Annotated in this window: 24 protein-coding genes; 13 read left to right on the top strand and 11 right to left on the bottom strand. The window is 67.2% G+C overall.

Features of this window, described 5'->3' with window-relative positions:
* The first annotated feature begins 3 nt into the window (after window positions 1-3).
* The 7 genes from CCX87_RS14195 (at window position 4) to nadA (ending at window position 6,501) form a co-directional block, all read left to right on the top strand.
* Window positions 4-519 carry a MarR family winged helix-turn-helix transcriptional regulator gene (locus tag CCX87_RS14195; RefSeq protein ID WP_087747290.1) on the top strand — a complete coding sequence of 172 codons (516 nt, stop codon included), beginning with the start codon at window positions 4-6 and terminating at the stop codon, window positions 517-519.
* Between the two features lie 42 nt (window positions 520-561).
* Entirely contained in the window at window positions 562-2,253 is a 1,692-nt protein-coding gene (locus CCX87_RS14190; protein WP_087747288.1) for an FAD-dependent monooxygenase, read from the top strand.
* 27 nt (window positions 2,254-2,280) lie between these two features.
* A complete protein-coding gene (locus tag CCX87_RS14185) occupies window positions 2,281-2,490 on the top strand; it encodes a DUF2783 domain-containing protein (RefSeq protein WP_087747286.1) in 210 nt (69 codons plus the stop codon).
* Between the two features lie 42 nt (window positions 2,491-2,532).
* Window positions 2,533-3,069: a VOC family protein gene (locus CCX87_RS14180; RefSeq protein ID WP_087747284.1), complete on the top strand. Its 537-nt coding sequence runs from the start codon at window positions 2,533-2,535 to the stop codon at window positions 3,067-3,069.
* A 16-nt stretch (window positions 3,070-3,085) separates the two neighbouring features.
* Complete coding sequence (gene fahA, locus CCX87_RS14175) at window positions 3,086-4,399, top strand: fumarylacetoacetase (protein WP_087747282.1); 1,314 nt, start codon at window positions 3,086-3,088, stop codon at window positions 4,397-4,399.
* 105 nt (window positions 4,400-4,504) lie between these two features.
* Window positions 4,505-5,386: a carboxylating nicotinate-nucleotide diphosphorylase gene (nadC, locus tag CCX87_RS14170; protein ID WP_087747280.1), complete on the top strand. Its 882-nt coding sequence runs from the start codon at window positions 4,505-4,507 to the stop codon at window positions 5,384-5,386.
* Window positions 5,383-6,501: a quinolinate synthase NadA gene (nadA, locus tag CCX87_RS14165; RefSeq protein ID WP_087747277.1), complete on the top strand. Its 1,119-nt coding sequence runs from the start codon at window positions 5,383-5,385 to the stop codon at window positions 6,499-6,501. Before nadC ends, nadA begins: the two co-directional genes overlap by 4 nt.
* Before the next feature lie 24 nt (window positions 6,502-6,525).
* Here nadA and CCX87_RS14160 read toward each other — a convergent pair whose 3' ends face one another.
* Window positions 6,526-6,903 carry a 6-pyruvoyl trahydropterin synthase family protein gene (locus tag CCX87_RS14160; protein ID WP_087747274.1) on the bottom strand — a complete coding sequence of 126 codons (378 nt, stop codon included), beginning with the start codon at window positions 6,901-6,903 and terminating at the stop codon, window positions 6,526-6,528.
* 38 nt (window positions 6,904-6,941) lie between these two features.
* A complete protein-coding gene (gene queE / locus CCX87_RS14155; RefSeq protein ID WP_087747272.1) occupies window positions 6,942-7,580 on the bottom strand; it encodes a 7-carboxy-7-deazaguanine synthase in 639 nt (212 codons plus the stop codon).
* 197 nt (window positions 7,581-7,777) lie between these two features.
* Here queE and CCX87_RS14150 point away from each other — a divergent pair, with 197 nt between their 5' ends.
* Complete coding sequence (locus tag CCX87_RS14150; RefSeq protein ID WP_087747270.1) at window positions 7,778-9,565, top strand: chorismate-binding protein; 1,788 nt, start codon at window positions 7,778-7,780, stop codon at window positions 9,563-9,565.
* A 110-nt stretch (window positions 9,566-9,675) separates the two neighbouring features.
* Here the strand turns inward: CCX87_RS14150 and CCX87_RS14145 are convergent, their stop codons facing one another.
* The 6 genes from CCX87_RS14145 to CCX87_RS14120 all read right to left on the bottom strand — a co-directional run bounded on the left by CCX87_RS14145 (window position 9,676) and on the right by CCX87_RS14120 (window position 14,058).
* A complete protein-coding gene (locus CCX87_RS14145) occupies window positions 9,676-10,326 on the bottom strand; it encodes a tRNA-uridine aminocarboxypropyltransferase (protein ID WP_087747268.1) in 651 nt (216 codons plus the stop codon).
* Window positions 10,327-10,398: 72 nt separating this feature from the next.
* Window positions 10,399-10,758, bottom strand: a complete 360-nt coding sequence (locus CCX87_RS14140; RefSeq protein WP_087747266.1) for a 5-carboxymethyl-2-hydroxymuconate Delta-isomerase — start codon at window positions 10,756-10,758, stop codon at window positions 10,399-10,401.
* A 36-nt stretch (window positions 10,759-10,794) separates the two neighbouring features.
* On the bottom strand, window positions 10,795-11,175 hold the full coding sequence (gene panD, locus CCX87_RS14135; protein ID WP_087747264.1) for an aspartate 1-decarboxylase: 381 nt from the start codon (window positions 11,173-11,175) through the stop codon (window positions 10,795-10,797).
* 33 nt (window positions 11,176-11,208) lie between these two features.
* A complete protein-coding gene (gene nadB, locus CCX87_RS14130) occupies window positions 11,209-12,804 on the bottom strand; it encodes an L-aspartate oxidase (RefSeq protein WP_087747262.1) in 1,596 nt (531 codons plus the stop codon).
* Window positions 12,805-12,941: 137 nt separating this feature from the next.
* Entirely contained in the window at window positions 12,942-13,787 is an 846-nt protein-coding gene (locus CCX87_RS14125; protein WP_087747260.1) for a segregation and condensation protein A, read from the bottom strand.
* A gap of 64 nt (window positions 13,788-13,851) precedes the next feature.
* Entirely contained in the window at window positions 13,852-14,058 is a 207-nt protein-coding gene (locus CCX87_RS14120) for a DUF3460 family protein (protein ID WP_086926736.1), read from the bottom strand.
* A 42-nt stretch (window positions 14,059-14,100) separates the two neighbouring features.
* Between CCX87_RS14120 and CCX87_RS14115 the strand changes: the two genes are divergently transcribed.
* Window positions 14,101-14,613, top strand: coding sequence for an outer membrane protein assembly factor BamE (locus tag CCX87_RS14115; protein ID WP_087747258.1), 513 nt, complete (start codon window positions 14,101-14,103; stop codon window positions 14,611-14,613).
* Between the two features lie 114 nt (window positions 14,614-14,727).
* Here the strand turns inward: CCX87_RS14115 and CCX87_RS14110 are convergent, their stop codons facing one another.
* The gene (locus CCX87_RS14110; RefSeq protein ID WP_087747256.1) at window positions 14,728-16,449 is read right to left on the bottom strand and encodes a SulP family inorganic anion transporter; all 1,722 of its coding nucleotides are present in this window, start codon (window positions 16,447-16,449) and stop codon (window positions 14,728-14,730) included.
* 266 nt (window positions 16,450-16,715) lie between these two features.
* Between CCX87_RS14110 and CCX87_RS14105 the strand changes: the two genes are divergently transcribed.
* Window positions 16,716-17,336: a YitT family protein gene (locus tag CCX87_RS14105; RefSeq protein WP_232476407.1), complete on the top strand. Its 621-nt coding sequence runs from the start codon at window positions 16,716-16,718 to the stop codon at window positions 17,334-17,336.
* Window positions 17,337-17,418: 82 nt separating this feature from the next.
* On the opposite strand, the gene metG is transcribed toward CCX87_RS14105, so the two are convergent.
* On the bottom strand, window positions 17,419-19,524 hold the full coding sequence (gene metG / locus CCX87_RS14100) for a methionine--tRNA ligase (protein ID WP_087747252.1): 2,106 nt from the start codon (window positions 19,522-19,524) through the stop codon (window positions 17,419-17,421).
* 82 nt (window positions 19,525-19,606) lie between these two features.
* A complete protein-coding gene (locus CCX87_RS14095) occupies window positions 19,607-20,185 on the bottom strand; it encodes a restriction endonuclease (protein WP_232476406.1) in 579 nt (192 codons plus the stop codon).
* Between the two features lie 120 nt (window positions 20,186-20,305).
* Between CCX87_RS14095 and apbC the strand changes: the two genes are divergently transcribed.
* The 3 genes from apbC to fdhF all read left to right on the top strand — a co-directional run bounded on the left by apbC (window position 20,306) and on the right by fdhF (window position 26,308).
* A complete protein-coding gene (gene apbC, locus CCX87_RS14090; protein WP_087747247.1) occupies window positions 20,306-21,397 on the top strand; it encodes an iron-sulfur cluster carrier protein ApbC in 1,092 nt (363 codons plus the stop codon).
* 121 nt (window positions 21,398-21,518) lie between these two features.
* The gene (locus CCX87_RS14085; RefSeq protein WP_087747244.1) at window positions 21,519-23,417 is read left to right on the top strand and encodes an NADH-ubiquinone oxidoreductase-F iron-sulfur binding region domain-containing protein; all 1,899 of its coding nucleotides are present in this window, start codon (window positions 21,519-21,521) and stop codon (window positions 23,415-23,417) included.
* On the top strand, window positions 23,414-26,308 hold the full coding sequence (fdhF, locus tag CCX87_RS14080) for a formate dehydrogenase subunit alpha (protein ID WP_087747241.1): 2,895 nt from the start codon (window positions 23,414-23,416) through the stop codon (window positions 26,306-26,308). The genes CCX87_RS14085 and fdhF overlap by 4 nt, the downstream gene beginning before the upstream one ends.
* Window positions 26,309-26,342: the final 34 nt, after the last annotated feature.

The following is a 26,342-nucleotide window of genomic DNA, read 5'->3' as shown; positions in this document are numbered from 1 at the left end:
CCCATGGCCCGGCCCGCCCGCTCCGCAGCCTCCCCAGACGCCCCGGCCGAACCCGCCGCCGACCCGGTGGGCGCGGGTGACCCGTTCGACGTGCCGCTCAACCGCTCGTTTTCCTACCGGTTTCACCACCTGGGCAAGTTGTCCGACCCGGTGAGCCACCAGGCTTACCTGGAGGAGGCGGGGCTGTCGCTCAGCGATGGCCGCTGCCTCACCACCATCGGCACCTTCGAGCCGCTGTCGGTCAAGGACCTGGCGCGCCTGTCCAACCTCAACAAAAGCCAGGCCAGCCGCGCTGCCCAGGCGCTGGTGGACCGGGGGCTGGTGCTCAAGCAGGGCAGCGAGGCCGACGGGCGCGGCGTGGTGCTGATGCTTTCGCCAGAAGGCCGCGCGCGCTGGCAGGCCACCAACCAGCTGGTGGTGCGGCGCAACCGCGAAATTTTTGGCTGCCTGAGCCCCCGCGAACTGGCCCAGCTGGGCAAGCTGCTTGACCGCCTGGTCGCGCACAACGAGCGCTGCTGATCGGACGGCCGTTTTACTTTTTTGATGGATTGACGACTCACCATGCACCAGCCCACCACGCAAGCGCGCCCCTCTATCTATTACCCCTACCAGGTCCACGCCCCGTGGCTGGCATCGCAGCATCCGGCCCAGGGCCGCCACCCGGTGGTGATCGTCGGCTCGGGCCCCTCGGGCATGGTCACAGCACTCGAGCTGGCCCGCCACGGCGTGGCCAGCGTGGTGCTCGAATCGGAGCTGCAGGTCTCGCAGGGCAGCCGTGCCATCGTGTTCACGCGCCGTTCGCTGGAGATCCTGCAGCAGGTCGGCGTGGCCCAGCGCATGGTGGACAACGGCCTGCCCTGGCGCTTTGGCAACTCGTACTACCGGGGCCAGCGCGTGTTCCGCATGGAAGCGCCGCACGACGCGGACGACCGGTTTTTTCCCATGCTCAACATCCAGCAGCAGTACATGGAGGAATACCTCTTGGATGCCTGCCAGGCCGAGCCGCTGGTCGATTTCCGCTGGGGCAACAAGGTCACGCAGGTGGCGCAGGACGCCACCGGCGCCACGCTGGAGGTGGACACCCCCGAAGGGCCCTACCAGCTGCACGCCGACTGGGTGGTGGCTGCAGATGGCGGGCGTTCTGCGATCCGCGCCGCGTTCGACCTGCAGATGGAGGGCGCCTCGTACGAAGGCCGCTTCGTGATTGCCGACATCCGCATCGACCTGCCGCTGCCCACCGAGCGCCTGGCTTTCTTTGACCCCGACTGGAACCCCGGCAACACCGTGCTGATGCACCGCGAGCCGCATGGCATCTGGCGCGTGGACTACCAGCTGCCCGAGAACGAAACCCCCGAAGACGCGCTGCAGCCGGCCGCGCTGGCCACCCGCATCAATGCGCTGCTGGCGCAGATCGGCCACGGCGACAAACCCTGGGAGATGGACTGGAGCTCGGTGTATTCGGCCCGCACGCTGACACTGCCCGACTACCGCCACGGCCGCGTGCTGTTCACCGGCGACGCCGCCCACCTACTGCCGATTTTTGGCGTGCGCGGTGCCAACACCGCCTTCCAGGACGCGCAGTCGCTGGGCTGGCACCTGGCCTTTGCGGTCAAGGGCATCGCCAGCGCCGCGCTGGTGGACAACTACAGCCGCGAACGCGTGGGCGCTGCCCGCGAGATCATCGAAGAGTCGGGCAAGAGCACGCGCTTCATGACGCCGCCCACGCGGGGCTTTCGGCTGCTGCGCGATGCCGTGCTGTCGCTGTCGCTGTCGCAAGAATTTGTGCGCCCGCTCTACCACTGGCGCACCTCGCGGCCGCACGAATACACGCAGTCGGCGCTCAATAGCCCCGGCGACGACAACGCCTTGTTCAAGGCCGGACCGGCCCACGGCGCGCCGCCGCAAAACATCCGCCTGTCGGCCAACGACTATCTGCTCGACCACCTCGGTGGCGGCTTTGACCTGCTGTATTTCACCGAAGGCGCGGCCATGCCCGAGGCGCTGCAATCCGTGGTGAACGCCGCCCGTGCCAAGGGCGTGCCGCTGCGGGTGACCGCCGTGGGCGCCAGCGCCCCGGTGGCCGGTGCCGACCAGACCCTGGCCGATGCCGATGGCCATTTCCGCGCGCGCTACGGCGTGCCCGCCAGCGGCGCGGCCTACCTGCTGCGCCCCGACCAGCATGTGTGTGCCCGCTGGCTCACGCTCGATGCCACCCGCCTGCAGGCGGCCCTGAACCACGCATTGCCCCAGTAAGGAGACCGCACCGTGTCCAACACTTCCATGACCCCTGTATCGTCCGCGCTGGGCCAGCCCGCCCTCGGCATCGCCGGGCTGGAGCAGGTCTATGACCAGCTCGCCACTGCCATCGACCAGGCCGGCCCCGCCAAGGCCGAACTGTTCCTCGTCAAGCTCGCGCTGCTCAACGCCCAGGCGCTGGGCGACGCCGAGGCTTTTGGCCGCCATTTGCAGGCGGCCCTGCAAGACCTGTAATTCCCTTCAGGATTCGCCTTCCAACGCCCCAAGGAGACCGCCATGCTGGTTCAGAAAATTCACCACGTTGCCTACCGCTGCAAGGATGCCAAGCAAACCGTGGACTGGTACGTCAAGCACCTCGATATGAAGTTCGTGCTGGCCATTGCCGAAAACGAGGTGCCCTCGACCAAGGCCCCCGACCCCTACATGCATGTGTTCCTGGATGCCGGCAACGGCAATGTGCTGGCGTTTTTCGAACTGCCCGCCCAGCCGCCCATGGACCGCGACCACAACACCCCGAGCTGGGTGCAGCACCTGGCGCTCAGTGTGGATTCGATGGACACGCTGCTGGCCACCAAGGCCCGCCTGGAGGCCGCTGGCATCGAGGTGGTCGGCCCTACCGACCACACCATCTTCAAGAGCATCTACTTCTTCGACCCCAATGGCCACCGCCTGGAGCTGGCCTGCGACATCGGCACGCCCGAGATGTACGCCAAGCTCGATGCCGTGAAGTGGGAGATGCTGCAGGAGTGGAGCGAAACCCGCCGCGCTCCCAAGCATGCCGCCTGGATGCACGACGGCAGCATGGCGCAATGACGCACGGACGAACCGCATGACGCTCCTGAACGAAACCCACGACCCGCTGCTGCGCAGCTGGGTGGCCTCTGCCAACGCGGCGGGCGCCGATTTTCCGATCCAGAACCTGCCGTTTGCCGTGTTTCGCCGCCAGGGCCGCACCGAGCCCTGGCGCGGCGGCGTGGCCATTGGCGACCAGATCATCGACCTGGCGGCGCTGGCCGGTGCCGGCGTGTTCTCGGGCGAGGCGGCGGTGGCCGTGCAGGCCGCAGCCAACGACAAGCTCAACGCCCTGATGGCCCTGGGCCACGGTGCCTGGCGCGCTCTGCGCCTGGCGCTGTCGCGTGCCCTGCGCGAAGGCGCGCCCGGGCAAGCCGCGCTGCAGGCCTGCCTGGTACCCCAGGCCGAGGCCGAATACGACGTGCCCGCCCGCATTGGCGACTACACCGACTTCTACACCTCGGTGCACCACGCCACCAACATCGGCCGCCTGTTCCGCCCCGACAACCCGCTGATGCCCAACTACAAATGGGTGCCCATCGGCTACCACGGGCGCGCGTCCAGCATTGGCGTGTCGGGCCAGGCCTTTCACCGCCCCAAGGGCCAGACCTTGGCAGCGGGCGCGCAGACGCCTTCGCTGGGGCCCAGCCAGCGCCTGGACATCGAGCTGGAGTTGGGCATCTTCGTGGGCGATGGCAACGCCCCGGGCGACGCCGTGCCCATCACCGAGGCTGAGCAGCATGTGTTTGGCCTCTGCCTGCTCAACGACTGGTCGGCCCGCGACCTCCAGGCCTGGGAATACCAGCCCCTGGGCCCGTTCCTGGCCAAGAACTTCGCCACCACCATTTCGCCGTGGATCGTGACGCTGGAGGCGCTGGCGCCGTACCGCGTGGCCTTTGCCCGCCCCGAGGGCGACCCCGCGCCGCTGCCTTACCTGGACAGCCCCGCCAACCGCGCGGGCGGCGCGTTCGACATCCAGCTGCAGGTGGGCCTGCGCACGCCGCGCATGGCCGCGGCCGGGCAGGGCGACGCCAGCATCTGCCGCACCAGCTACCGTCACGCCTACTGGACGGTGGCGCAAATGCTCGCGCACCACACCGTCAACGGCTGCAACCTGCAACCCGGCGACCTGCTGGGCAGCGGCACCCTGTCGGGCCCCACGCTGGATCAGGCGGGCGCGCTGATCGAGCTGACCGCCGGCGGCAAGAACCCGCTGCAGCTGCCCGGCGGCGAGCAGCGCACGTACCTGGAAGACGGCGACGCGGTGGTGCTGCGCGGCTGGTGCGAAAAGCCCGGTGCGGCGCGCATCGGCTTTGGTGAGTGCTGGGGCACCGTGCTGCCCGCGCGCTGAATCGGCGCGGGCAGCCCGCCGTGCGTGCCCTGTGCCCGCACCGGGACTGCGGGTGAAGCCCGCGCAACGGCGCTGCCCTGGCCAATGCCGCTATGCTCTGCGCCCATGACAAATGCTACCGACGATTTCAGCGACGCGGCAGTGGCCGCCCTGGCCCGCGCCGATGTGGCCCGGGCCCTTGAAGAAGACGTGGGCAGCGGCGACTTGACCGCTGGCCTGATCGACCCCCAGCGCCGCACCCGTGGGCGCATCCTGGCGCGCGAGGCTGCCGTGATCTGCGGTGCCCCCTGGGCCGAGGCCGCCTTGCGCGCGCTCGACCCTTCCGTGCAGCTGACCTGGCATGTGGCCGAGGGCCAGCGCTGCGCCCCCGACCAGGTGGTGCTGGAGATCGAGGGCAACGCCCGCGCGCTGCTCAGCGCCGAGCGCACGGCGCTCAACTTTTTGCAGCTGCTGTCCGCCGTGGCCACCAAAACCCGCACCTATGTGGATATGGTGGCCGGCACCCGCGCGCGCATCGTGGACACCCGCAAAACCCTGCCCGGCCTGCGCCTGGCGCAAAAATACGCCGTGCGCGTGGGCGGCGGCACCAACCACCGCATCGGCCTGCACGACGCCGTGCTCATCAAAGAGAACCACATTGCCGCCGCCGGCGGCGTGACCGCCGTGCTGCGCGCCGCCCAGCAGGTGGCGGCGCAGGCAACCTTCATCGAGATCGAGGTGGAAACGCTGGTGCAGCTGACCGAGGCGCTGGATGCCGGAGCGAAGATGGTGCTGCTCGACAACATGCCGCTGCCCATGCTGCGCGAGGCCGTGCGCATCAACGCAGCGCATACGGGGGGTGGTGCCATCCTCGAAATCTCGGGCGGCGTCACGCTGGCGGGCCTGCGCGAGCTGGCCGAAACCGGCGTGGACCGCATCTCCATCGGCACCCTCACCAAAGACGTGAAGGCCACCGATTTCTCGATGCGCCTGCAGGAGCTGGCATGAACACCACCATCACCCTCAAAGAAGTCGATTACGAGCAGCCCACCGACGGCGCGGTGTGCAGTACCAAGCACGCCTGGGCCCGCGTGCCCGCCGAGCTGTCGAAGGACGAGCGCGCGCAGCTCAAGGACAAGATCCGCCGCCTGCTGAAAGAGAAGAACGCGGTCATGGTGTCGCACTATTACGTGCACCCCGACTTGCAGGATCTGGCCGAAGAAACCGGCGGCATCGTCAGCGACTCGCTGGAGATGGCCCGCTTTGGCCGTGACCACGCCGCGCAGACGCTGGTGGTGAGCGGCGTGCGCTTCATGGGCGAGACGGCCAAGATCCTCTCGCCCGAGAAAACCGTGCTCATGCCCGACCTGGACGCCACCTGCTCGCTCGATTTGGGCTGCCCCATCGAAGAATTCAGCGCGTTTTGCGACGCCCACCCCGACCGCACCGTGGTGGTGTATGCCAACACCAGCGCCGCCGTCAAAGCCCGCGCCGACTGGCTGGTCACATCGAGCTGCGCGCTCGACATCGTGCGCGCCCTCAAAGACCAGGGCCAGAAGATCCTGTGGGCGCCCGACCGGCATCTGGGCGACTACATCCGCCGCGAAACCGGCGCCGACATGGTGATGTGGAACGGCGCCTGCATCGTGCACGACGAGTTCAAGGCGCTGGAGCTGGAGCTGCTCAAAAAAGAGCACCCCCTGGCCAAGGTGCTGGTGCACCCCGAAAGCCCCGCCGACGTGATCGCCCTGGCCGACGCCGTGGGCTCCACATCGGGCATCCTGAACGCCGCGCGCAGCATGGACGCACGCGAGTTCATCGTGGCCACCGACAACGGCATGATGCACAAGCTGCGCACCCTGAACCCCGGCAAGGTGTTCATTGAGGCGCCCACCGCCGGCAACAGCGCCACCTGCAAAAGCTGCGCCCACTGCCCCTGGATGGCCATGAACGGCCTGGCCGGCGTGGCGCAGGTGCTGGAGACGGGCTGCAATGCCATCCACGTCGACCCGGCCCTGATCCCGCGCGCGCGCCTGCCCATCGACCGCATGCTGGCCTTCACCGCCGCGCTGAAAAACGGCCAGCCGGTGGCCGGCCTGGTGCCGAACATCGGCGCGGCCTGAGCGGGGTCAGGCGGGGACGACGGTTCAGGCCCGGGGCGGCGCCAGGTCGAGGGTGCAGCCGTCCCCCAGCGCTTCGCGCCACACCCGCACGCGGCTTGGCGGCGGTTGCATGCCCGACAGTTGCTGGGCGATGAAGGCGCACAGGTTCTCCAGCGTGGGCGCGCCCAGCCCCGGCACTTCATCGAGCAGGTGGTGGTCGAGCTGCTCGCGCACCACGGCGAGGTGCTGGCGCAGAAAACCCAGGTCGATCACCATGCCGTTGGCGGGATTGCGCGGGCCCTGCACCCACACCTCGGCGTGGTAGGTGTGGCCGTGCACGCGGCGGCTGCCTTCAGCCTCGATCTCGCGTTGCAGCGTGTGGGCGGCATCAAAGAAAAAACGCTGGCTGACGGTGAATTGCATGGTGGACGAACAAACAGGAACGGGGCTTATCGGTGGGCTTATCGGATGCCGGTGAGCTTGTGGGTCTGCAGGCTCAGGCGCCACGCGGGGCGCTGCAGGCACAGATCGATGCACAGGGCGATGTGGCGGGCCTGGTCGGGCCCGTCCATGGGCTGCAGAAAGCGGTGCTGGAACTGGCCGGTGGCCTCCAGCACATCCAGGTCCAGCCCCGGCTGCGGCCACACCACTTTCAACTCCTGCCCCTGGCGCTGCACCCAGCCGGCGCCGGCCTTGGGGCTCACGCACAGCCAGTCGATGCCTTGCGGGGCCGCCACGGTGCCATTGGTCTCGACGGCGATGCGAAAGCCCTGCGCATGCAGGGCCGCGATCAGCGCGGCATCCACTTGCAGCAGCGGCTCGCCGCCCGTCAGCACCACCAGCCGGTGGTGTGCGTCGCCCGCAGGCCACAGGGCGGCAATCTGGTGCGCCAGGGCATCGGCGTCGGCAAACTTGCCGCCCAGGGTGCCGTCGGTGCCCACAAAGTCGGTATCGCAAAAGCGGCAGATGGCGTTGGCGCGGTCTTGTTCGCGGCCGCTCCAGAGGTTGCAGCCTGCAAAACGGCAGAACACGGCCGGGCTGCCCGCCTGGCCGCCTTCGCCTTGCAGGGTGTAGAAAATTTCCTTGACGGAGTAGGTCATTGCGTGCGGGTTGGAGCGACGAGCGGGGTGGGGGATTATCTTCGCTAGTGCCCGGCGCCGGTCAGACGCCCGTCTTTTGGCTGGCTGGCAATGCCTTGCAGCCGGGGCATTGGGCTACGGTGCCGCGCTTGCGGCGGCTGCCGTCAATCCTTTTTTCATAGCTGCTCGCGCAGATTCTGCAAGCCCTGGAGGCCCATTTGGTTCCAACCGCACTGATTGATTTTGCCAACCCGAACGACCCCGGTGCGCCGCACCTGCGCCATGCCTTTGGCACGCCGCGCGCCGTGCTGGTGGCGCGCGAGCCGGCCCAGGTGCGCGCGGTGCTGGCCGCCGTGCAGGCCGCCGCCGAGGGCGGCGCCTGGTGCATCGGCGCGCTGTGCTACGAGGCCGCGCCGGCCTTCGACGCCGCCGTGCAGACCCACCCCGCCGATGGCCCGCTGGCCTGGTTTGCCATCCACGACGCGGCGCTGCCCTGGCCCGCTGCCGAGCTGCCGCCCCAGGATGCGCCCACATTGCACTGGCACACCGTGCAGGGGCGCGCGCAGTTTGATGCGGCCCTGGCCGCCATCCACCAGGCCATCGCCCGGGGCGAGTATTACCAGGTCAATTACACGGCGCAGACGGTGGCCAGCGTGCAGGGCGGCGGGGCGCAACCCGCCCACGCCCTGTTTGCGGCCCTGCAGCGCGCGCAGCCGGGCGGTTATGCGGCCTGCTTCGACATGGGCGACGAGCAGGTGCTCAGCGTCTCGCCCGAGCTGTTTTTCGACTGGCACAGCGGGCCGGGCGGCGGCGCGGCCGGCCATATCCTCACCCGGCCCATGAAGGGCACGGCGCCGCGCGGCGCCACGCCCCAGCAGGATGCCGCCCATGCCGCCGCCCTGCGTGCCTCGCCCAAGGAGCGCGCCGAAAACGTGATGATCGTGGACCTGCTGCGCAACGACCTCTCGCGCATTGCCGAGCCCTTCAGCGTGCAGGTGCCCCGGCTTTTTCATACCGAAGCGCTGCCGGCCGTGTGGCAGATGACGTCCGATGTGCAGGCGCGCACCCGGCCCGGCACCCGGCTTGGCGACGTGTTTGGCGCGCTGTTTCCCTGCGGCTCGATCACCGGCGCGCCCAAGGTGCGTGCCATGCAGGCCATCCACGCGCTGGAGCCAGGCCCGCGCGGCATCTATTGCGGCGCCATCGGCGTGGTGCGGCCGGATGGCGCGGGGGGCATCCGCGCCACCTTCAACGTGCCGATTCGCACCGTGGTGCTGCGCGATGGCCAGGCACGCTGCGGCATTGGCAGCGGCATCACCTCGGGCGCCCAGGCCGGTGCCGAATGGAACGAATGGCGCCACAAGCGCGCTTTTGCCCTGCGCGCCAGCCAGCCCTTCGATCTGCTCGAAACCCTGGCGCTGCAAGCGGGCCAGTTCCGCCATCTGGCTGAACATCTGGCGCGGCTGCAAGGCACGGCCGCGCATTTCAACGTGCCGTTCGACGCTGCGGCCGTGCAGCACTGCCTGCAGGCGCTGGCCGCCAGCCACCCCGCTGGCGCATGGCGCGTGCGCCTGCTGCTGGACGGGCGCGGCCAGCCCCGCGCCGAAGCCTTTGCCCTGCAGCCCACGCCCGAGCCGGTGCGCCTGCAACTGGCCCACCGCCCGCTGGATGAAGCCCATGGCGAATTCGTGCGCTACAAGACCACGCGCCGCGCGCACTACGCAGCGTTTGCGCCCACCACGCCCGGTGTGTTCGACACCGTGCTTTACAACGAAGCCGGCGAGATCACCGAATGCACGTTTGGCAACATCGCCATGCTGCTGGACGGCCGCTGGGTCACGCCGCCACTGGCCTGCGGCCTGCTGCCCGGCGTGGGCCGCGCAGTGGCCCTGCGCGAGGGGCGCCTGACCGAGGCTGTGGTGCGCGTAGAGGATGTGCCGCGTGTGCAGGCCTGGGCGTTTGTTAACAGCCTGCGCGGCTGGTTGGCGGCTGAATTGGTGCCGTGATGTTTTGAGTATTTTTTGGCTCTGGCCCTTATTGGTAAAGCGCTAGAAGCTATGTTTTTGATAGTAATTTGCTGATCCAGCGGCTCGCCATTGCGATGGCATTGCCGCCCTTACCGGCCCTGCCAGGCCGCTTGTTGCGCCACAAACCCGTCGAAGGCGCGGAGCAGGGGCTCGAACCGGTCCGGGTCGGCTTCCAGTTGCGCCAGTGCCGCGCAGGTGGCCTCCAGGGTAGAGAGCTGGTGCGGCTGGCGCGCCGAGCGGATGCGGTAGCGCGAGGCCGGCAGTGCGCGCAGCGGCAGGCGCGGCAGCTGCTGCAGCAACGGGTTCAGGTGCAGCATCTTGCGGCTTTTGCGCCAGGTGCCGTCGAGCACCACCAGGCGCAGGCGCTCTGGCGTTGGCAGCCAGGCCGGGTCCAGCGGCGGCGGGGTGGCAATGCCCAGGGCGGCGTCTTGCGGGGCCTCGGGGTAGAGCAGCAGTGCGTGGCGCGGGGTGTGGGCTGCGTCCGTTGCTGCAAATGGCGCTGTCAGCAGCGGCTGCAGCGCGCTGGGGTCCAACTGTTCGCCCGTCACCATGCGGCTGTGCGGCAGGCTCAGGTGCAGCAGCCGGGCCGTGCCCTTGGCCTCGTGCAGCTCCAGCGGGTGCTGCAGGATCAGCACCTCGGTGCGGTGCGCCACCGGGGTGGCCCAGCGGCAGATGCAGGCGCTGTGCGGGCGCAGGCAGGTGGGGCAGCGCGGACGACTGGCGCTGAGCGGTGTCACTATAAAAAAAGGAGCTGCTGGCGCTTGCTGGATAAGCGCTACAGCCCTGTTTTATTAAAAATTGGCGGCGATGGCTTACAGCCGCTCTTTGACGTAAGAGCCGCGGTCCATATCGACGATTTCCACGCTCAGCTGCACCATCACGCCGGCCGGCTTGGGCGAGAGGCGGCGCAGCACCTCGGCGATGCGCTCGGACAGGTCTTTCTTGGCCTCGGGCGTGCGGCCCGACAGCAGGCGCAGCTGGGCGTGCACAAAGGCGCGGTTGGCGGGGGCGGTGCCCACTTCAAAGCTGTCCACCAGCACGAAGCGGCTTTTGAGGTCGGCCTCGTCCAGCACTTCGGGGCTACTGGTGACTGCCTGGTTCAGCTCGGTCAGGGCTTGCGCCTCGGGGAAGCCAGCAAGGTTTTGCGAGTATTCGACGATCAGGTGGGGCATGGTCTGCTTTCGGCGGTGGTGGTGATAAAGCGGGCGTTACAGAGCCTGGGTGGGCACATGGTGGCGCAGTTCGGTCTGGCGGTTGTGGCCATCGACAAACACCAGCTGGGGCTTGTGTGTGGCCACCTGGTCTTCGGGCACTTGGGCAAATGCCGCAATGATGAGCAGGTCGCCCACGGCGGCGCGGCGGGCGGCCGAGCCGTTGACCGAGATCATGCCGCTGCCGCGCTGGCCCTTGATGGCGTAGGTGATGAAGCGCTCACCGTTGTTGATGTTCCAGATGTGGACCTGTTCGTTTTCGACCAGGTTGGCGGCATCGAGCAGGTCTTCGTCGATGGCGCAGGAGCCTTCGTAGTGCAGCTCGCAGTGCGTGGTGGTGGCGCGGTGGATCTTGGATTTGAGCAGGGTGCGGTACATGGCGGTGTGGGCGGTTGAGCGGGGGGGCTGTGTTCAGCGTTGCGCGACGGGCGGAACCAGGATGGTGGGCGCGGCGGGCGCAGCGAGCGCGGGGTAGTCGCGGCTGTAGTGCAGGCCGCGGCTTTCGCGGCGCAGCTGTGCGCTGCGCACGATGAGGTCGGCCACCTGCACCAGGTTGCGCAGCTCCAGCAGGTCGCGCGTGACGTGGAAGTTGGCGTAGAACTCTTGTATCTCGGCCTGCAGCAGCGCGATGCGGTGGGCCGCGCGTTCCAGTCGTTTGTTGGTGCGCACGATGCCCACGTAGTCCCACATGAAGCGGCGCAGCTCGTCCCAGTTGTGCGAGATGACCACTGACTCGTCGGCGTCGGTGACGCGGCTGTCGTCCCAGTGCGGCAGGGCCGGCACGGGCGTGCGCGGCGCGGCGGCGATGGCGTGGGCGGCGGCGCGGGCGAACACGATGCATTCGAGCAGCGAGTTGCTGGCCAGCCGGTTGGCCCCGTGCAGGCCGGTGTAGGCGGCTTCGCCCACGGCAAACAGGCCGGGCACATCGGTGCGGCCGGCCAGGTCGGTCAGCACGCCGCCGCAGGTGAAGTGGGCCGTGGGCACCACCGGAATGGGCTCTTTGGTGATGTCGATGCCCAGCGACGCGCAGTGCGCCAGGATGTTGGGGAAGTGCTCCTGCAAAAACGCGGGGCTCTGGTGCGAGATGTCCAGGTGCACGCAGTCCAGCCCGTGCTTTTTCATCTCGAAGTCGATTGCGCGGGCGACCACATCGCGCGGGGCCAGTTCGGCGCGCGGGTCGTGGTCCAGCATGAAGCGCGTGCCGCCGGCGGAGGGCGGCAGCAGCAATTTGCCGCCTTCGCCGCGCACGGCCTCGCTGATGAGGAAGGACTTTTCGTGCGGGTGGTACAGCCCCGTGGGGTGAAACTGGATGAACTCCATGTTGCCCACGCGGCAGCCGGCGCGCCAGGCCGCGGCAATGCCGTCGCCGGTGGCGGTGTCTGGGTTGGTGGTGTACAGGTACACCTTGCCCGCGCCGCCCGTGGCCAAAATGGTTTGCGGCGCGTGGAAGGTGACGACCTCGTCGGTGGCATCGTCGAGCGCATACAGGCCCAGGCACTGCTGCGGGCCCGCCAGGCCGAGCTTGTGGCTGGTGATGACGTCCACCAGCGTGTGCTGCTCGAACAGCGTGATGCCGGGCGTGCCGCGCACCACGTCGATCAGCGTGCGTTGCACGGCGGCGCCGGTGGCGTCGGTCACATGGGCAATGCGGCGCGCGCTGTGGCCGCCTTCGCGCGTGAGGTGCAGCTGGTCGCCTTCCAGCGAAAACGGCACGCCCAGCTGGCGCAGCCAGGCGATGGCCTCGGGGGCGTTTTCCACCACGAAGCGCGTGGCGGCCAGGTCGCACAGGCCGGCGCCGGCCACCAGGGTGTCCTCAATGTGCGCGGCAAAGCTGTCGTCGTCGGCCAGCACGGCGGCAATGCCGCCCTGGGCCCAGGCGCTGGCGCCGTCCTGCAGCTGGCGTTTGGTGATGACGGCCACGCGGTGCGTGGGCGCCAGGTGCAGGGCGGCCGAGAGGCCTGCGAGGCCGCTGCCTACGATGAGAACGTCAAAGTCGTGGGATTGCATGGGGTTTTTCGTGGCCTGAGAAATGGGCGCCGCTCCATGCCAGAGCCACCGTGGAACTGGCTTTGCCAGGCCACCGGTGGCGTCCCCCTCCCGCGCCGCGAGAGAGGGGGGAAGCGGCGCAGCCGCTCAGGGGGGTGTCATGTCGGTACATAGGCCAGCCGGACGTAAATGGGGGCGAAGGCCTCGGCTTGGGTGATCTCGATCAGGGTCTCTTTGGCCAGCTCCAGCAGCGCGATGAAGGTCACCACCAGCACGGTGCTGCCATGGCGGGGGTCGAACAGCTCTTCAAACTCGACAAAGCGGCGCCCTTTGAGGGTTCTGAGCACCATGCTCATGTATTCACGCACGCTCAGCTCTTCGCGGGTGATCTTGTGGTGCTGCACGAGCCGGGCGCGCTTCAGGATGTCGTACCAGGCTTGCTGCAGATCGACCACATGCACATCCGGAAAGCGTGGCTGCAGGCTTTGCTCGATGTACACCTGCGCCTTCACAAAGTCGCGCCCATACTGCGGCAGCTGCGCCAGGCGCATGGCGGCCATTTTCATCTGCTCGTATTCAAGCAGGCGGCGCACCAGCTCGGCGCGCGGGTCTTCGGCTTCTTCGCTGCCTTCCTGCTTTTTGGGCGGCAGCAGCATGCGTGACTTGATCTCGATCAGCATGGCCGCCATCAGCAGGTATTCGGCGGCCAGCTCCAGGTTGCGGCTGCGGATCTCATCCACGTACACCAGATACTGGCGCGTGAGGCCGGCCATGGGGATGTCGAGGATGTTGAAGTTCTGCTTGCGGATCAGGTACAGCAGCAGATCGAGCGGGCCTTCAAAGGCTTCGAGGAAGACTTCAAGCGCGTCGGGCGGGATGTACAGGTCTTGCGGCAGCGCAAACAGCGGCTCGCCATACAGGCGGGCCAGCGCCACTTGGTCCACCACATCGGGCATGGCACCCGGGGCGATGGCAGTGGCCTCGGCAGGGCTTGCGCTGTGCATGGATTGCTATGCTATCAATAGCTGCTTGCGCTTGCTGGTAAAGCGCAAGAGGCCATTTTCATGCTCAATCAGCATTGGTCTGATAGACGTAGGGCTTTTGCGGCACCTGGGCATCGCGGTATTCGCCCCAGATCTTGCGGTCCACCTGCTTGTCCCACAGCAGGGCGCGGCCCGCACGCTGCTGCGCATCCAGCTCGGGCCTTTGGGCTTTGAGCTGCTCGATGAACTGGGTGGCTTCGGACTGGTAGTCGGGACGGCGGAAAATGGACATGGACTGATAACCTCTCTTGCTTGATTTTACCGGGAGCCTTCCATGCCCTTTCATTTCAGTGCCCTGGCGCTTGCCGCGGCGGCCCTCAGTCTGGTCGCCCTTGCTGGATGCGACGCGCAGCGCATCAGCGAACTGCAGCCCGGTGTTTCCACCGAGGCCGACGTGCGCGACCGCTTTGGCGCCCCCGAAACCGTCTGGGACGACGCCGATGGCGCGCGCACCCTCGAATACAACCGCCAGCCCGCCGGCCAGATCAATTACATGATCACCGTGGGTGCCGATGGCAGGCTGGTGGCCGTGCGCCAGGTGCTCACGCCCGAGAACTTTGCCCGCATCACGCCCGGCACAGACATGGCGCTGGTGCGCCGCATCCTGGGCAAGCCGGCCAAGGTCACGCCCTACCGGCTCAGCGGCGAAACCCACCACGACTGGCGCTTTGCCGAGCCGCCCAACATCCCCAAGGTGTTCACCGTGGTGACCACGGACGGCGCCACGGTGCTGCGCACGCAGATCGGCCCCGACATGGACGCGCCCGAGAACAAGGGCGGGCGCTGAGATCGTGAAACCGTTTTGAGGGCGTCTGCAGGTTGACAACGGCGCGCATGGTTCGCAGCCGCGCCGCACCCAGCCGTTGGAGTCACACTGCTTTGGCGCTTGCGGTGGGGGGAACTATTCGCTCTCGCTCTTGCTTTCGTAGCGTTTGCGGCCTTGCGCCGCGTTCTGCTCGGCCATCCGGGCGCTGAAGCCCGAGCGCTCCATCAGCGAGCGTGGCTGCTCCTGCGCATCCACCACCCACAGCACGCCGCCGCGCTGGCCCACGGCCTTGAGAATCTGCTCCAGGCCTTCGAGGCCCGTGGTGTCGAGCGCGAACAGGTCGCGCGCGTTCAGCACCACTTCCGGGCCCTCGGGGCCGGCCTCCACGGCCTGCACGATGGGGTCGATCTTGGCGGCCGCGCCAAAAAACAGCGCGCCGTGCAGGTGCCATGCCATCCGGGGGCGTGGCCCAGCTTCAACGGCCAGCCCCGGTGCGCCAGGGGTGGCAGGGGTGAGCGTGGGCGCGCGCTCGGCGCGGAACAGCGCGCTCATGCGCCGCACAAACAGCACGCACGCCAGCCCCAGCCCCACTTCCACCGCCACCGTGAGGTCGAACACCACGGTGAGGAAGAATGTGCCCAGCATCAGCAGCCGGTAGTGGTTGCTGAAGTGCCTGAGGCGTGCAAACTCATGCCATTCGCCCATGTTCCAGGCGACATGCAACAGGATGCCGGCCAGCACCGCCAGCGGAATGTGCAGCGCCAGTGGCGCGGCCACCAGCACGATCACCGCCAGCGTGGCCGCGTGCACGATGCCTGCAATGGGGCTGGTGGCGCCCGCACGCAGGTTGGTCACGGTGCGGGCAATGGTGCCGGTGGCCGGCATGCCGCCGAAGAACGGCACCACGAAATTGGCCACGCCCTGGGCCATCAGCTCCTGGTTGGGGTCGTGCTTGCGGTAGTGCGGGTCGGTGGCCACCTGGTCGGCAACGCGCGCGCACAGCAGCGACTCGATGGCACCCAAGAGCGCAATGGTGACGGTGGGCGTGACCAGCAGGCGCACGGTGTCCCAGGAAAAATCGGGCAGCGCAAACGCCGGCGGCTGTTGCGGAATACCGCCAAACTTGCTGCCGATGGTCTCCACCGGCATCTCCAGCCAGCGCGCCAGCACGGTGAGCGTGACCAGCGCCACCACGGGCGCCGGAATGCGCGCAAAGCGGCGCACGGTGTGGCCCTCGGCCACGCGCAGCACCGGCGAGCCCTGCACGAACAGCCGTGGCCATAAAAACAGCCCGCCCAGGCAGGCAGCGCCCAGCGCGAGCGCATGGGGGTTGTAACTGCCAAGGTGCAGGGCCAGCGTGTGCACCTGCGAGAAAAAGTTGCCCGGCATCTTGTCGATGGCCAGCCCCAGCCAGTCCTTGAGCTGTGACAGCCCGATCAGCACCGCGATGCCGTTGGTGAAACCGATGACGATGCTCACTGGCACAAAGCGCACCAGGTTGCCGAGCTTGAACATCCCCAGCACAAACAGCAGCACCCCCGCGCAGGCCGTGGAGATCAGCAGGTTGGCCACGCCATAGCGTTCGACGATGCCGTACACGATGACGATGAAGGCCCCCGCAGGCCCGCCGATCTGCACGTTGGTGCCGCCCAGCAGAGCGATCAGGAAGCCGCCAATGATGGCCGTCCACAGCCCGGCTTCGGGCTTGAGGCCGCTGGCGATGGCAAAGGCCATGGCCAGCGGCAGCGCGACGATGCCCACCGTGACGCCCGCGCCCACATCGGCTAGCCAGCGGCTGCGGCTGTAGCCGCGCAGCGCGTCCAGCAGACGGGGGTGAAAGGCAAACGAGAAACGCATGGATGAAGTGGGTGCAGCTAAAAAGCGAGGGCCGGGGCCTGTGGCTCCAGTGTAGTGAGCCAGTGAGCATACGCAACCGTGGCGACCGCATCCCGGTTAGCTGCTGTTCATTCTGTTGCTATTTATTTAATAGCTTATGGCGCTTTATAGATAGGCGCTGCAGGCCGATATGATTGAAAATCGTGCAGCGGGCGCCGTGGGCGCGGCGGTCAGCCGCCACGCCGTCTGGCGCGTTGCTTGCTTGCCTCCATTCCATGAATCCACCCATGCCTGACGCCTCAGCACCGCCATCCTCCCTGCGCCACGGAACGTTTGAAGATGTGCAGGCACTGTTTGCCGGCACGCTGTTTGTCGCCATGGCGCTCATGCTGTTCAACCAGGCCGGCCTGCTGGTGGGCGGCACGGCGGGCGTGGCGTTTTTGCTGCATTACGTGACGGGCATCTCGTTCGGCAAACTGTTTTTTGTGGTGAACCTGCCCTTTTACTGGTTCGCCTGGACGCGCATGGGGCGCGAGTTCACGATCAAGACTTTTGTCTGCGTGGCCCTGCTGTCGGTGCTGACCGAGCTGTTCCCGCATGTGATGCATGTGGACTACCTGAACCCGCTGTTCGCTTCGCTGCTCGGCGGGTTGCTGCTGGGCACGGGCTGCCTGTTCCTGGCGCGGCACCGCTCTAGCCTGGGCGGGGCCACGGTGGTTTCGCTGTACCTGCAAAGCCGCTACGGCATGCGTGCCGGCAAGGTGCAAATGATGATCGACGGCACCGTGGTGCTGCTGGCGCTGTTCATCGTGCCGGTGGAGCGCGTGGCGTATTCGGTGCTGGCTGTGCTGGTGATGAGCGGCTTCTTGTGGATCAGCCACCGGCCGGGGCGCTATACGGCAGAGTGATCGGGCGGGTTGTCGACGTCTGCGCCGGCCAACAAAAAAGGCCCCGAAGGGCCTTTGCGTGGGGGCGCACGCACGGCACCGTTCAGCGTACGCGCATGCCGGGTGTGGCGCCCGGCCAGGGGTTGAGCACGTAGATGCCGGGGTTGGCCTTCTCGTCGCCATGGCTGGCGGCCAACACCATGCCTTCGCTCACGCCAAACTTCATCTTGCGCGGCGCCAGGTTGGCCACCATCACGGTGTGCTTGCCGATCAGGTCGGCGGGCTGGTAGGCGCTGGCGATGCCGCTGAACACGTTGCGGGTGATGGGATTCCCCTGCGTGTCCGTGCCCTCGCCCACATCCAGCGTCAGGCGCAGCAGCTTGGTCGAGCCCTCCACGGCCTCGCAGTTGACGATCAGCGCGATGCGCAGGTCGATCTTGGTGAAGTCGTCGATGGTGATGGTGGGGGCCAGTTCCTCGCCGCCGGGTGCTACGCTTTCTGTAGCTGCTTGCGCAGGTGCTGCCTGCGCTGGGGCCTCAAACAATGCTTCAAGCTGTTTGGCATCCACGCGCTGCATCAGGTGCTTGTATTCGCCGATCACATGGCCCTTGCCGAGCATGGTGGCGGCGTCGGCAAAGGTGAATGGCTGCACTTTCAAAAACGCTTCGACCTGCGCGGCCAGCGCTGGCAGCACCGGCTTGAGCAGGATGGTGAGCAGGCGAAAGGCCTCGATGCAGGTGGTGCACACGTCTTGCAGGCGGCCTTCCATGCCGTCCTGCTTGGCCAGCTCCCAGGGCTTGTTCTGGTCCACGTAGGCGTTCACGCGGTCGGTCAGCAGCATGGTTTCGCGCAGGGCCTTGCCGTATTCGCGTTCGGCCAGCAGCTCGATGATGGACGGCGCCACGGTGCGCAGGTGGTCCAGCAACGCGTCGCCGTCGGCCGACACCTCGCCGAGCTGGCCGCCAAAGCGCTTGGCGATAAAGCCGGCCGCGCGCGAGGCTATGTTGATGTACTTGCCGATCAGGTCGCTGTTGACGCGGGCCATGAAGTCGTCGGCGTTGAAGTCGATGTCCTCGTTACGGCTGCTCAGCTTGGTAGCCAGGTAGTAGCGCAGCCACTCGGCGTTCATGCCCAGGCCCAGGTACTTGAGCGGGTCCAGGCCCGTGCCCCGGCTCTTGCTCATCTTCTCGCCGTTGTTCACCGTCAAAAAGCCGTGCACGAACACCGAGTCGGGCACCTTGCGGCCGCTGAATTTCAGCGTGGCCGGCCAGAACAGGGTGTGGAAGGTGACGATGTCCTTGCCGATGAAGTGGTACTGCTCCAGCGCCGGGTCGGCCATGTAGGCGTCGTAATCTTCGCCGCGCTTTTCGAGCAGGTTCTTCAGCGAGGCCAGGTAGCCGATGGGCGCGTCGAGCCACACATAAAAGTATTTGCCTGGCGCATCAGGAATTTCGATGCCGAAGTAGGGCGCATCGCGCGAGATGTCCCAGTCGCCCAGGCCTTCGCTGGTTGTGCCGTCGGGGTTGGTGCGCACGCTGAACCACTCGCGCACCTTGTTGGCCACCTCGGGCTGCAGGCGGCCGTTTTGCGTCCAGTCTTCCAAAAATGCCACGCAGCGCGGGTCCGACAGCTTGAAGAAGAAATGCTCGGAGCTTTTGAGCACCGGCTTGGCGCCCGACAGCGCCGAGTACGGGTTGATGAGGTCGGTGGGCGCATACACGGCGCCGCAGACCTCGCAGTTGTCGCCGTACTGGTCCTTGGCATGGCACTTTGGGCATTCGCCTTTGATGAAGCGATCCGGCAGGAACATGGCCTTCTCGGGGTCGAAGAACTGCTCGATGGTGCGCGTCTCGATCAGGCCGTTGGCCTTGAGGTCGCGGTAGATGTCTTGCGCCAGCTGGTGGTTTTCTGGCGCGTCGGTGCTGTGCCAGTTGTCGAATTTGATGTGAAAACCATCGAGGTACTGCTGGCGCCCGGCGGCGATGTCGGCCACGAACTGCTGGGGCGTTTTGCCGGCTTTTTCGGCGGCGATCATGATGGGCGCGCCGTGCGTGTCGTCGGCACCGACAAAATTCACCGCGTTGCCCAGCAGCCGCTGCGTGCGCACCCAGATGTCGGCCTGGATGTATTCCATGATGTGGCCGATGTGGAAGTTGCCATTGGCGTAGGGCAGGGCGGTGGTGACAAAAAGTTTGCGTGCAGACGGCATGAAAGCGACTTTCTCGGGCGGAACCCGCGATTTTAGGCGCTGCGGGGCCGCTTTTGCCGGCGCTGCGTCAGCGGTCTCAGCCTCAGGGCTTGGCAAGCAGCAGGGCGGCCAGGGTGTCGTCCTGCACGAGGGTGATGCCGTGGTCGCGCGCATACAGCCGGGCGTTGTCGCTGAGGCTGCCCTGGGCCAGCACATACAAGCCCGTGGCCGCCCCGCGCTGGTCCATGGCGGCGCGCAGCTCGCGCAGCGGCTCCACGCCATGGGTGGCGGCTTTCCAGCGGCGGGCGCTGGCCAGCGTGGTGCTGCCGCTCCGGGTCAGGCAGAAATCGGCGGCACCGTTGTCAGGAATGCGTTCTACGGTGTAGCCTGTGTGCGTCCAGGCGGCTGCCAGCGTGTTGGCAAAGTCACGCCAGGGCATGGTGGCCGCAGCGCCGAGCATCTCGATCACTTTGGCGGAATTGGGTGCGCGCAGCTGCCTCCAGGCGGCCATGCAGCCCACCACGAAGATGGGGAAACCGGCCAGCGCACCGACCACGAAATATTCCTTGGGCAGCAGCGCGCCCGATGCCAGCGTGATGAGGGCCACCACCACAAAGCTGATCCACCACGGCGAGCGCAGCAGCACGGCAAACAGGGATTTCTCGGCCATCTTGAATTTCACGGGGGTCCTTTTCGTTCGGGGCGGCGGCGGTTGCGCCAGGAGGCAAAGCGTGCGCATTGTCCTTCAGACACCGGGGGAACAGCGCTTGGATAGACTACCGGCCCCACAGGAGTTATTTGAATGTCAGTCACCGAACAGGGCCTCTTGGCCGCACTTTCCAGCGTGCTGGACCCCCATACCGGCCAGGATTTCGTCAGCACCCGCGCGCTGCGCAATGTGCAGATCACTGGCGGCGACGTGGCCTTTGATGTGGAGCTGGGTTACCCCGCCAAGAGCCTGGTGCCTGAGCTGCGCCGCAGCCTGGTGGCCGCCGCCAAGGGCGTGGCCGGGGTGGAGAACGTGTCGGTCAACATCACCACCAAGGTGGTGGCGCATGCCGTGCAGCGCGGCGTGCAATTGCTGCCGCAGGTCAAGAACATCATCGCCGTGGCCTCGGGCAAGGGCGGCGTGGGCAAGAGCACCACGGCCGCCAACCTGGCGCTGGCGCTGGCCGCCGAGGGCGCCAGCGTGGGCGTGCTCGACGCCGACATCTACGGCCCCAGCCAGCCCATGATGCTGGGCATCAACCGTCGCCCCGAAAGCGAAGACGGCAAGACCATGGAGCCGCTCGAAAACTATGGCGTGCAGGTCATGTCCATCGGTTTTTTGGTGGACCAGGACGAAGCCATGATCTGGCGCGGCCCCATGGCCACCCAGGCGCTGGAGCAACTGCTGCGCCAGACCAACTGGAAAGACCTGGACTACCTCATCATCGACATGCCGCCCGGCACCGGCGACATCCAGCTCACGCTCTCCCAGCGCGTGCCCATGACCGGCGCCGTGATCGTCACCACGCCACAAGACATTGCCCTGCTCGACGCCAAGAAGGGCATCAAGATGTTTGAGAAGGTGGGTGTGCCCATCCTGGGCATCGTCGAGAACATGGCCGCCCACGTGTGCAGCAACTGTGGCCATGTGGAACACATTTTTGGCGCCGACGGCGGCAAGAAGATGGCGGCCGAGTACGGCATGGACTACCTGGGCGCGCTGCCGCTGAACATGAGCATCCGCCTGCAGGCCGACAGCGGCAAGCCCACCGTGGTGGCTGACCCCGATGGCGAGGTCGCCCAGATTTACAAGAAGGTGGCGCGCGATGTGGCGGTGAAGATCGCCCAGCAGGCCAAGGACTTCTCCAGCAAGTTCCCCACCATCTCGATCAGCAAGAACACTTGATATGCGAGAGGGCCCGCGCCCGGCGGCGCGGGCTGTCCCGAGCGGTGGGACTGCGGCATTGACGCCATAGCGGGCAACGGCCACACTGCCTGCGCTTGATCTCTTCCTGTATGACGGCCCGATGAAAACCACCCCGCCAACCGCCGCCGTGCCCCTGGGCACACCGGACGACATGCGCGAGCGCATCCGCCGCAAAAGCCGCCTCAAGGGCCGCCAGCCTGAAGACGCTGCCATGGCCGATGTGGCGCGGCTGCTGGGCCCGCGCCCGGCCACTGGCTTTCGGCGCGACCTGCTCATTGAATACCTGCACCGCCTGAACGACCGCTTCGGCGTGCTGCACGACCGGCACCTGGTGGCGCTGGCCAAGCAGATGAACCTGCCCATGGCCGAGGTGTATGAGGTGGCCAGCTTCTACCACCACTTTGAGATCGTGCGCGGCGAGGATGCCCAGGCGCCCCGTCTGGTGCTGCGGGTGTGCGACAGCCTGAGCTGCAGCATGGCGGGCGCGCGCGAACTGTTGGCCACGCTGCCCGAGCGCCTGCTTGCGGCCGGGCAGGGCGACGTGCAGGTGGTGGCCGTGCCCTGCGTGGGCCGCTGCGAGCAGGCGCCGGTGGCCGTGGTGCACCAGTGCCCGGTGCCGCACGCTACCGTGGATGCGGTGTTGGAAGCGGTCAGTTTGAAGCCAAATCGGGCTCTGGCGCTTCATCCACCAGCGCTGGCAGCTATCAATTTTGATATTGCAGCGCTGGCCGAGCAAAGCGTGCCTGCGCAGCCGGACTCCGTCAGTCCTGCCCACACCGACCTCGCCACCTATCGCGCCCACGGTGGCTACCAGCTGGCCGCCGCGCTGGTCAACGGCGAGCGGGATGCCGAGGCCGTGCTTGCGGCCATGGAGGATTCGGGCCTGCGCGGCCTGGGGGGCGCGGGCTTTCCGGCGGGACGCAAGTGGCGCATTGTTCGGGACCAACCCGCGCCACGCCTGATGGCCGTCAATATCGACGAAGGCGAGCCCGGCACGTTCAAAGATCGCACGTATCTGGAACGCGACCCGCACCGCTTTCTGGAAGGCGTGCTCATCGCCGCCCAGGTGGTGGGCACCGAGGCTATCTACATCTACCTGCGCGACGAATACCACGGCTGCCGAGCGCTGCTGCAAAAGGCGCTGGACGACCTGCATGCCCAGCCCCCATGCCCCCTGCCGCACATCGAGCTGCGCCGGGGTGCGGGCGCCTACATCTGCGGCGAAGAGTCGGCCATGATCGAGAGCATCGAAGGCAAGCGTGGCGAACCCCGCATGCGCCCGCCCTACATCGCGCAGGTGGGTCTGTTCGGCCGGCCCACGCTGGAGCACAACTTCGAGACGCTGTACTGGGTGCGCGACATCGTGGAGCGCGGGCCGCAGTGGTTTGCCAGCTTTGGCCGCAACGGCCGCAAGGGACTGCGCAGTTTCAGCGTGAGCGGCCGGGTGAAGCACCCTGGCGTCAAGCTCGCGCCTGCGGGCATCACGGTGCAGGAACTCATCGACGAATACTGCGGCGGCATGTTGGACGGCCACCAGCTCTATGCGTACCTGCCGGGCGGCGCCTCAGGCGGCATCCTGCCCGCCAGCCTGAACCAGATTCCCCTGGACTTCGACACGTTGCAGCCCTACGGCTGCTTTATCGGCTCGGCCGCCGTCATCGTGCTCAGCCAGCACGACCGCGCGCGCGACGCGGCGCTGAACGTGATGCGCTTTTTTGAGCACGAAAGCTGCGGCCAGTGCACGCCTTGCCGCGTCGGCACGGCCAAGGCGGCCACGCTGATGCAAGCGCCGAAGTGGGATGAAGAACTGCTCGACGACCTGGCACAGGTAATGGCCGACGCTTCCATCTGCGGCCTGGGCCAGGCTGCGCCCAACCCCATCCGCTGTATCCACAAATACTTTGCGCACGAAGTGGGCGAGGGGCCCTGGCCGGGCGACCTGCCCAAGCCGCGCAACAGCCCGCTGGCCGAGCAACTGCCGAAGGGAGCCCAGCCATGAGCGCGTTGCAACCAACCTGCGGCGTGGCCTTCGAGCTGGACGGCCAGCCCGTCACCGCCCACCCTGGCGAAACCATCCTGAAAGCCGCGCAACGCCACGGGGTGGAGATTCCGCACCTTTGCTACACCGACGGCCTTCGCCCCGACGGCAACTGCCGCGCCTGCGTGGTCGAGATTGCGGGCGAGCGCACGCTGGCCCCCAGCTGCTGCCGCGCGCCGACTGAAGGCATGAAGGTGCAGGCGGCCAGCCCGCGTGCACGCAAGAGCCAGCAGATGGTGCTGGAGATGCTGCTGTCGGACATGCCGGACGTGGGCTACCGGTGGAACGATGGCAAATCAGATACTCCTGAATTGATAGCTGGTGGCGCTTATGTATCAAGCGCTACAGGCCAATTTGATTCAAAAAATGCTGAAACGGTGGGCCAACACGGCGAGCTGAGCCAGTGGGCGGATCGCTTGGGTGTGGCCGTGCGTCCGGCCCTCCAAGCCCTGCGCCGCGAGCAGCCTGCGCCCGATCTCAGTCACCCCGCGATGGCGGTGAATCTGGACGCCTGCATCCAGTGCAACCGCTGCGTGCGCGCCTGCCGCGAGGAACAGGTGAACGACGTGATCGGCTACGCGCTGCGCGGGGCAGACAGCAAGATCGTGTTTGACCTCGACGACCCCATGGCGGCCAGCACCTGCGTGGCTTGCGGCGAATGCGTGCAGGCCTGCCCCACGGGCGCGCTCAGCCCCAAAACGCACATCGGCTCGCAAAAGGTGGACCGCAAGGTGGATTCGGTCTGCCCGTTTTGCGGCGTGGGCTGCCTCATCACCTACAACGTGCGCGATGAAAAGATCATCAGCGTGGAAGGCCGCGACGGCCCCGCCAACCACGGCCGCCTGTGCGTGAAAGGGCGCTTCGGCTTTGACTACGCCCACCATCCCGACCGCCTCACGGTGCCGCTGATCCGCAAGCCCGGTGTGCCCAAGGAGGTACGCCCCTACGGCGCCGACTGGCGCAGCACCTTCCGCGAGGCGACCTGGGACGAGGCGCTGGATCTCGCCGCAGTGCAGCTCAAAAGCCTGCGCGACACCCACGGCCCCAAGGCGCTGGCGGGCTTCGGCTCGGCCAAGGGCAGCAACGAGGAGGCCTACCTGTTCCAGAAGCTGGTGCGCACCGGCTTTGGCAGCAACAACGTGGACCACTGCACGCGGCTGTGCCATGCGTCCAGCGTGGCCGCGCTGCTCGAAGGCGTGGGCTCCGGCGCGGTGAGCAACCCGGTGCACGACGTGGAGCATGCCGAGCTGATCTTCGTGATCGGATCCAACCCCACGGCCAACCACCCGGTGGCGGCGACCTGGATGAAGAACGCTGCCAAGCGCGGCGCGAAGATCGTGCTGGCCGACCCGCGCGTGACCGACATCGGCCGCCACGCCTGGCGCACCCTGCAGTTCAAGGCCGACACCGACGTGGCCATGCTCAACGCGCTGATCCATACGGTGATCGACGAGGGGCTGGTGGATGAAGCCTTCATCAAGGATCGCGCCAACAACTTCGAGGCCCTCAAGGCCAACGTGATGGGCTGCAGCCCCGAGGCCATGGCGCCGGTGTGCGGCATCCCGGCCGAGGCGCTGCGCGAGGTGGCGCGGGCGTTTGCCACCGCCAAGTCCTCCATGATCCTCTGGGGCATGGGCGTGAGCCAGCATGTGCACGGCACCGACAACGCGCGCTGCCTGATCGCGCTGTGCGCCGTCACCGGCCAGATCGGCAAGCCCGGCTCGGGCCTGCACCCGCTGCGCGGCCAGAACAATGTGCAGGGCGCGAGCGATGCGGGCCTGATCCCCATGATGTTCCCTAACTACCAGCGTGTGGATAACGCCGGGGCACATGCGTGGTTTGAAGACTTCTGGGGCACCCAGCTCGATGAAGCGCCGGGCTACACGGTCGTCGAGATCATGCACAAGGCCCTGGCGCCTGACACCGACCCGCACAAGGTGCGCGGCATGTACATCATGGGCGAGAACCCCGCCATGAGCGACCCCGACCTGAACCACGCGCGCCACGCGCTGGCCAGCCTGCAGCACCTGGTGGTGCAGGACATCTTTTTGACCGAGACCGCCTGGCTGGCCGACGTGGTGCTGCCCGCCAGCGCCTGGCCCGAGAAGACCGGCACCGCCAGCAACACCGACCGCATGGTGCAGATGGGCCGCCGTGCCTTGAACCCGCCGGGTGATGCACGGCCGGATTTGTGGATCATTCAGCAGATCGCCCGGCGCATGGGCCTGGACTGGAACTATGCGGGCGAGGAATCGGGCGTGGCCGCCGTGTACGAAGAAATGCGCCAGGCCATGCACGCCAGCATTGAGGGCATCACCTGGGACCGGCTGGAGCGCGACTCCAGCGTGACCTACCCGTGCCTCACGGCCGACGACCCCGGCCAGCCCATCGTCTTCATCGAGAACTTCCCGACGCCCACGGGCCGCCTGCAACTGGTACCCGCCAGCGTGATCCCGGCCGCCGAGAAGCCCGACGCTGACTACCCGCTGGTGCTCATCACTGGCCGCCAGCTGGAGCACTGGCACACCGGCAGCATGACGCGGCGCAGCACCGTGCTGGACGCCATCGAGCCCATGGCCACCGCATCGCTGCATGGCGATGAACTCGCCCGGCTGGGCGTGGCGCCCGGCGCGCTGGTGGGCATCCGTTCACGGCGGGGCATGCTGCAGGTGCGCGTGCGCCGCGACGACGGCACGCCGCGCGGCACGGTGTTCATGCCGTTTGCGTATGTGGAGGCGGCAGCCAATCTGCTCACCAATGCTGCGCTGGACCCCTTTGGAAAGATCCCGGAGTTCAAGTACTGCGCGGTGGCGGTGGATGTGTTGCAGGGCACCGGCAGCGAAATCGTCTGACGCGCCGTGTATCCGCACGCGGGTTGCGGGGCTT

Source organism: Acidovorax sp. T1 (assembly GCF_002176815.1).
Classification (GTDB): domain Bacteria; phylum Pseudomonadota; class Gammaproteobacteria; order Burkholderiales; family Burkholderiaceae_C; genus Acidovorax.
The sequence above is the reverse complement of the archived record's forward strand: the minus strand, read 5'-3'. Positions and strand labels throughout refer to the sequence as shown.

Excerpts from the sequence above, each read along its gene's own strand:
- queE (WP_087747272.1), bottom strand. The coding sequence starts at position 7,580 with ATGACCTACTCCGTCAAGGAAATTTTCTACACCCTGCAAGGCGAAGGC.
- CCX87_RS14190 (WP_087747288.1), top strand. The coding sequence starts at position 562 with ATGCACCAGCCCACCACGCAAGCGCGCCCCTCTATCTATTACCCCTAC.
- CCX87_RS14085 (WP_087747244.1), top strand. The coding sequence starts at position 21,519 with ATGAAAACCACCCCGCCAACCGCCGCCGTGCCCCTGGGCACACCGGAC.
- CCX87_RS14195 (WP_087747290.1), top strand. The coding sequence starts at position 4 with ATGGCCCGGCCCGCCCGCTCCGCAGCCTCCCCAGACGCCCCGGCCGAA.
- CCX87_RS14105 (WP_232476407.1), top strand. The coding sequence starts at position 16,716 with ATGCCTGACGCCTCAGCACCGCCATCCTCCCTGCGCCACGGAACGTTT.
- CCX87_RS14140 (WP_087747266.1), bottom strand. The coding sequence starts at position 10,758 with ATGCCCCACCTGATCGTCGAATACTCGCAAAACCTTGCTGGCTTCCCC.
- apbC (WP_087747247.1), top strand. The coding sequence starts at position 20,306 with ATGTCAGTCACCGAACAGGGCCTCTTGGCCGCACTTTCCAGCGTGCTG.
- fahA (WP_087747282.1), top strand. The coding sequence starts at position 3,086 with ATGACGCTCCTGAACGAAACCCACGACCCGCTGCTGCGCAGCTGGGTG.
- CCX87_RS14115 (WP_087747258.1), top strand. The coding sequence starts at position 14,101 with ATGCCCTTTCATTTCAGTGCCCTGGCGCTTGCCGCGGCGGCCCTCAGT.
- CCX87_RS14160 (WP_087747274.1), bottom strand. The coding sequence starts at position 6,903 with ATGCAATTCACCGTCAGCCAGCGTTTTTTCTTTGATGCCGCCCACACG.
- metG (WP_087747252.1), bottom strand. The coding sequence starts at position 19,524 with ATGCCGTCTGCACGCAAACTTTTTGTCACCACCGCCCTGCCCTACGCC.
- panD (WP_087747264.1), bottom strand. The coding sequence starts at position 11,175 with ATGTACCGCACCCTGCTCAAATCCAAGATCCACCGCGCCACCACCACG.
- CCX87_RS14185 (WP_087747286.1), top strand. The coding sequence starts at position 2,281 with ATGACCCCTGTATCGTCCGCGCTGGGCCAGCCCGCCCTCGGCATCGCC.
- fdhF (WP_087747241.1), top strand. The coding sequence starts at position 23,414 with ATGAGCGCGTTGCAACCAACCTGCGGCGTGGCCTTCGAGCTGGACGGC.
- nadA (WP_087747277.1), top strand. The coding sequence starts at position 5,383 with ATGAACACCACCATCACCCTCAAAGAAGTCGATTACGAGCAGCCCACC.
- CCX87_RS14120 (WP_086926736.1), bottom strand. The coding sequence starts at position 14,058 with ATGTCCATTTTCCGCCGTCCCGACTACCAGTCCGAAGCCACCCAGTTC.
- nadB (WP_087747262.1), bottom strand. The coding sequence starts at position 12,804 with ATGCAATCCCACGACTTTGACGTTCTCATCGTAGGCAGCGGCCTCGCA.
- CCX87_RS14110 (WP_087747256.1), bottom strand. The coding sequence starts at position 16,449 with ATGCGTTTCTCGTTTGCCTTTCACCCCCGTCTGCTGGACGCGCTGCGC.
- nadC (WP_087747280.1), top strand. The coding sequence starts at position 4,505 with ATGACAAATGCTACCGACGATTTCAGCGACGCGGCAGTGGCCGCCCTG.
- CCX87_RS14125 (WP_087747260.1), bottom strand. The coding sequence starts at position 13,787 with ATGCACAGCGCAAGCCCTGCCGAGGCCACTGCCATCGCCCCGGGTGCC.
- CCX87_RS14180 (WP_087747284.1), top strand. The coding sequence starts at position 2,533 with ATGCTGGTTCAGAAAATTCACCACGTTGCCTACCGCTGCAAGGATGCC.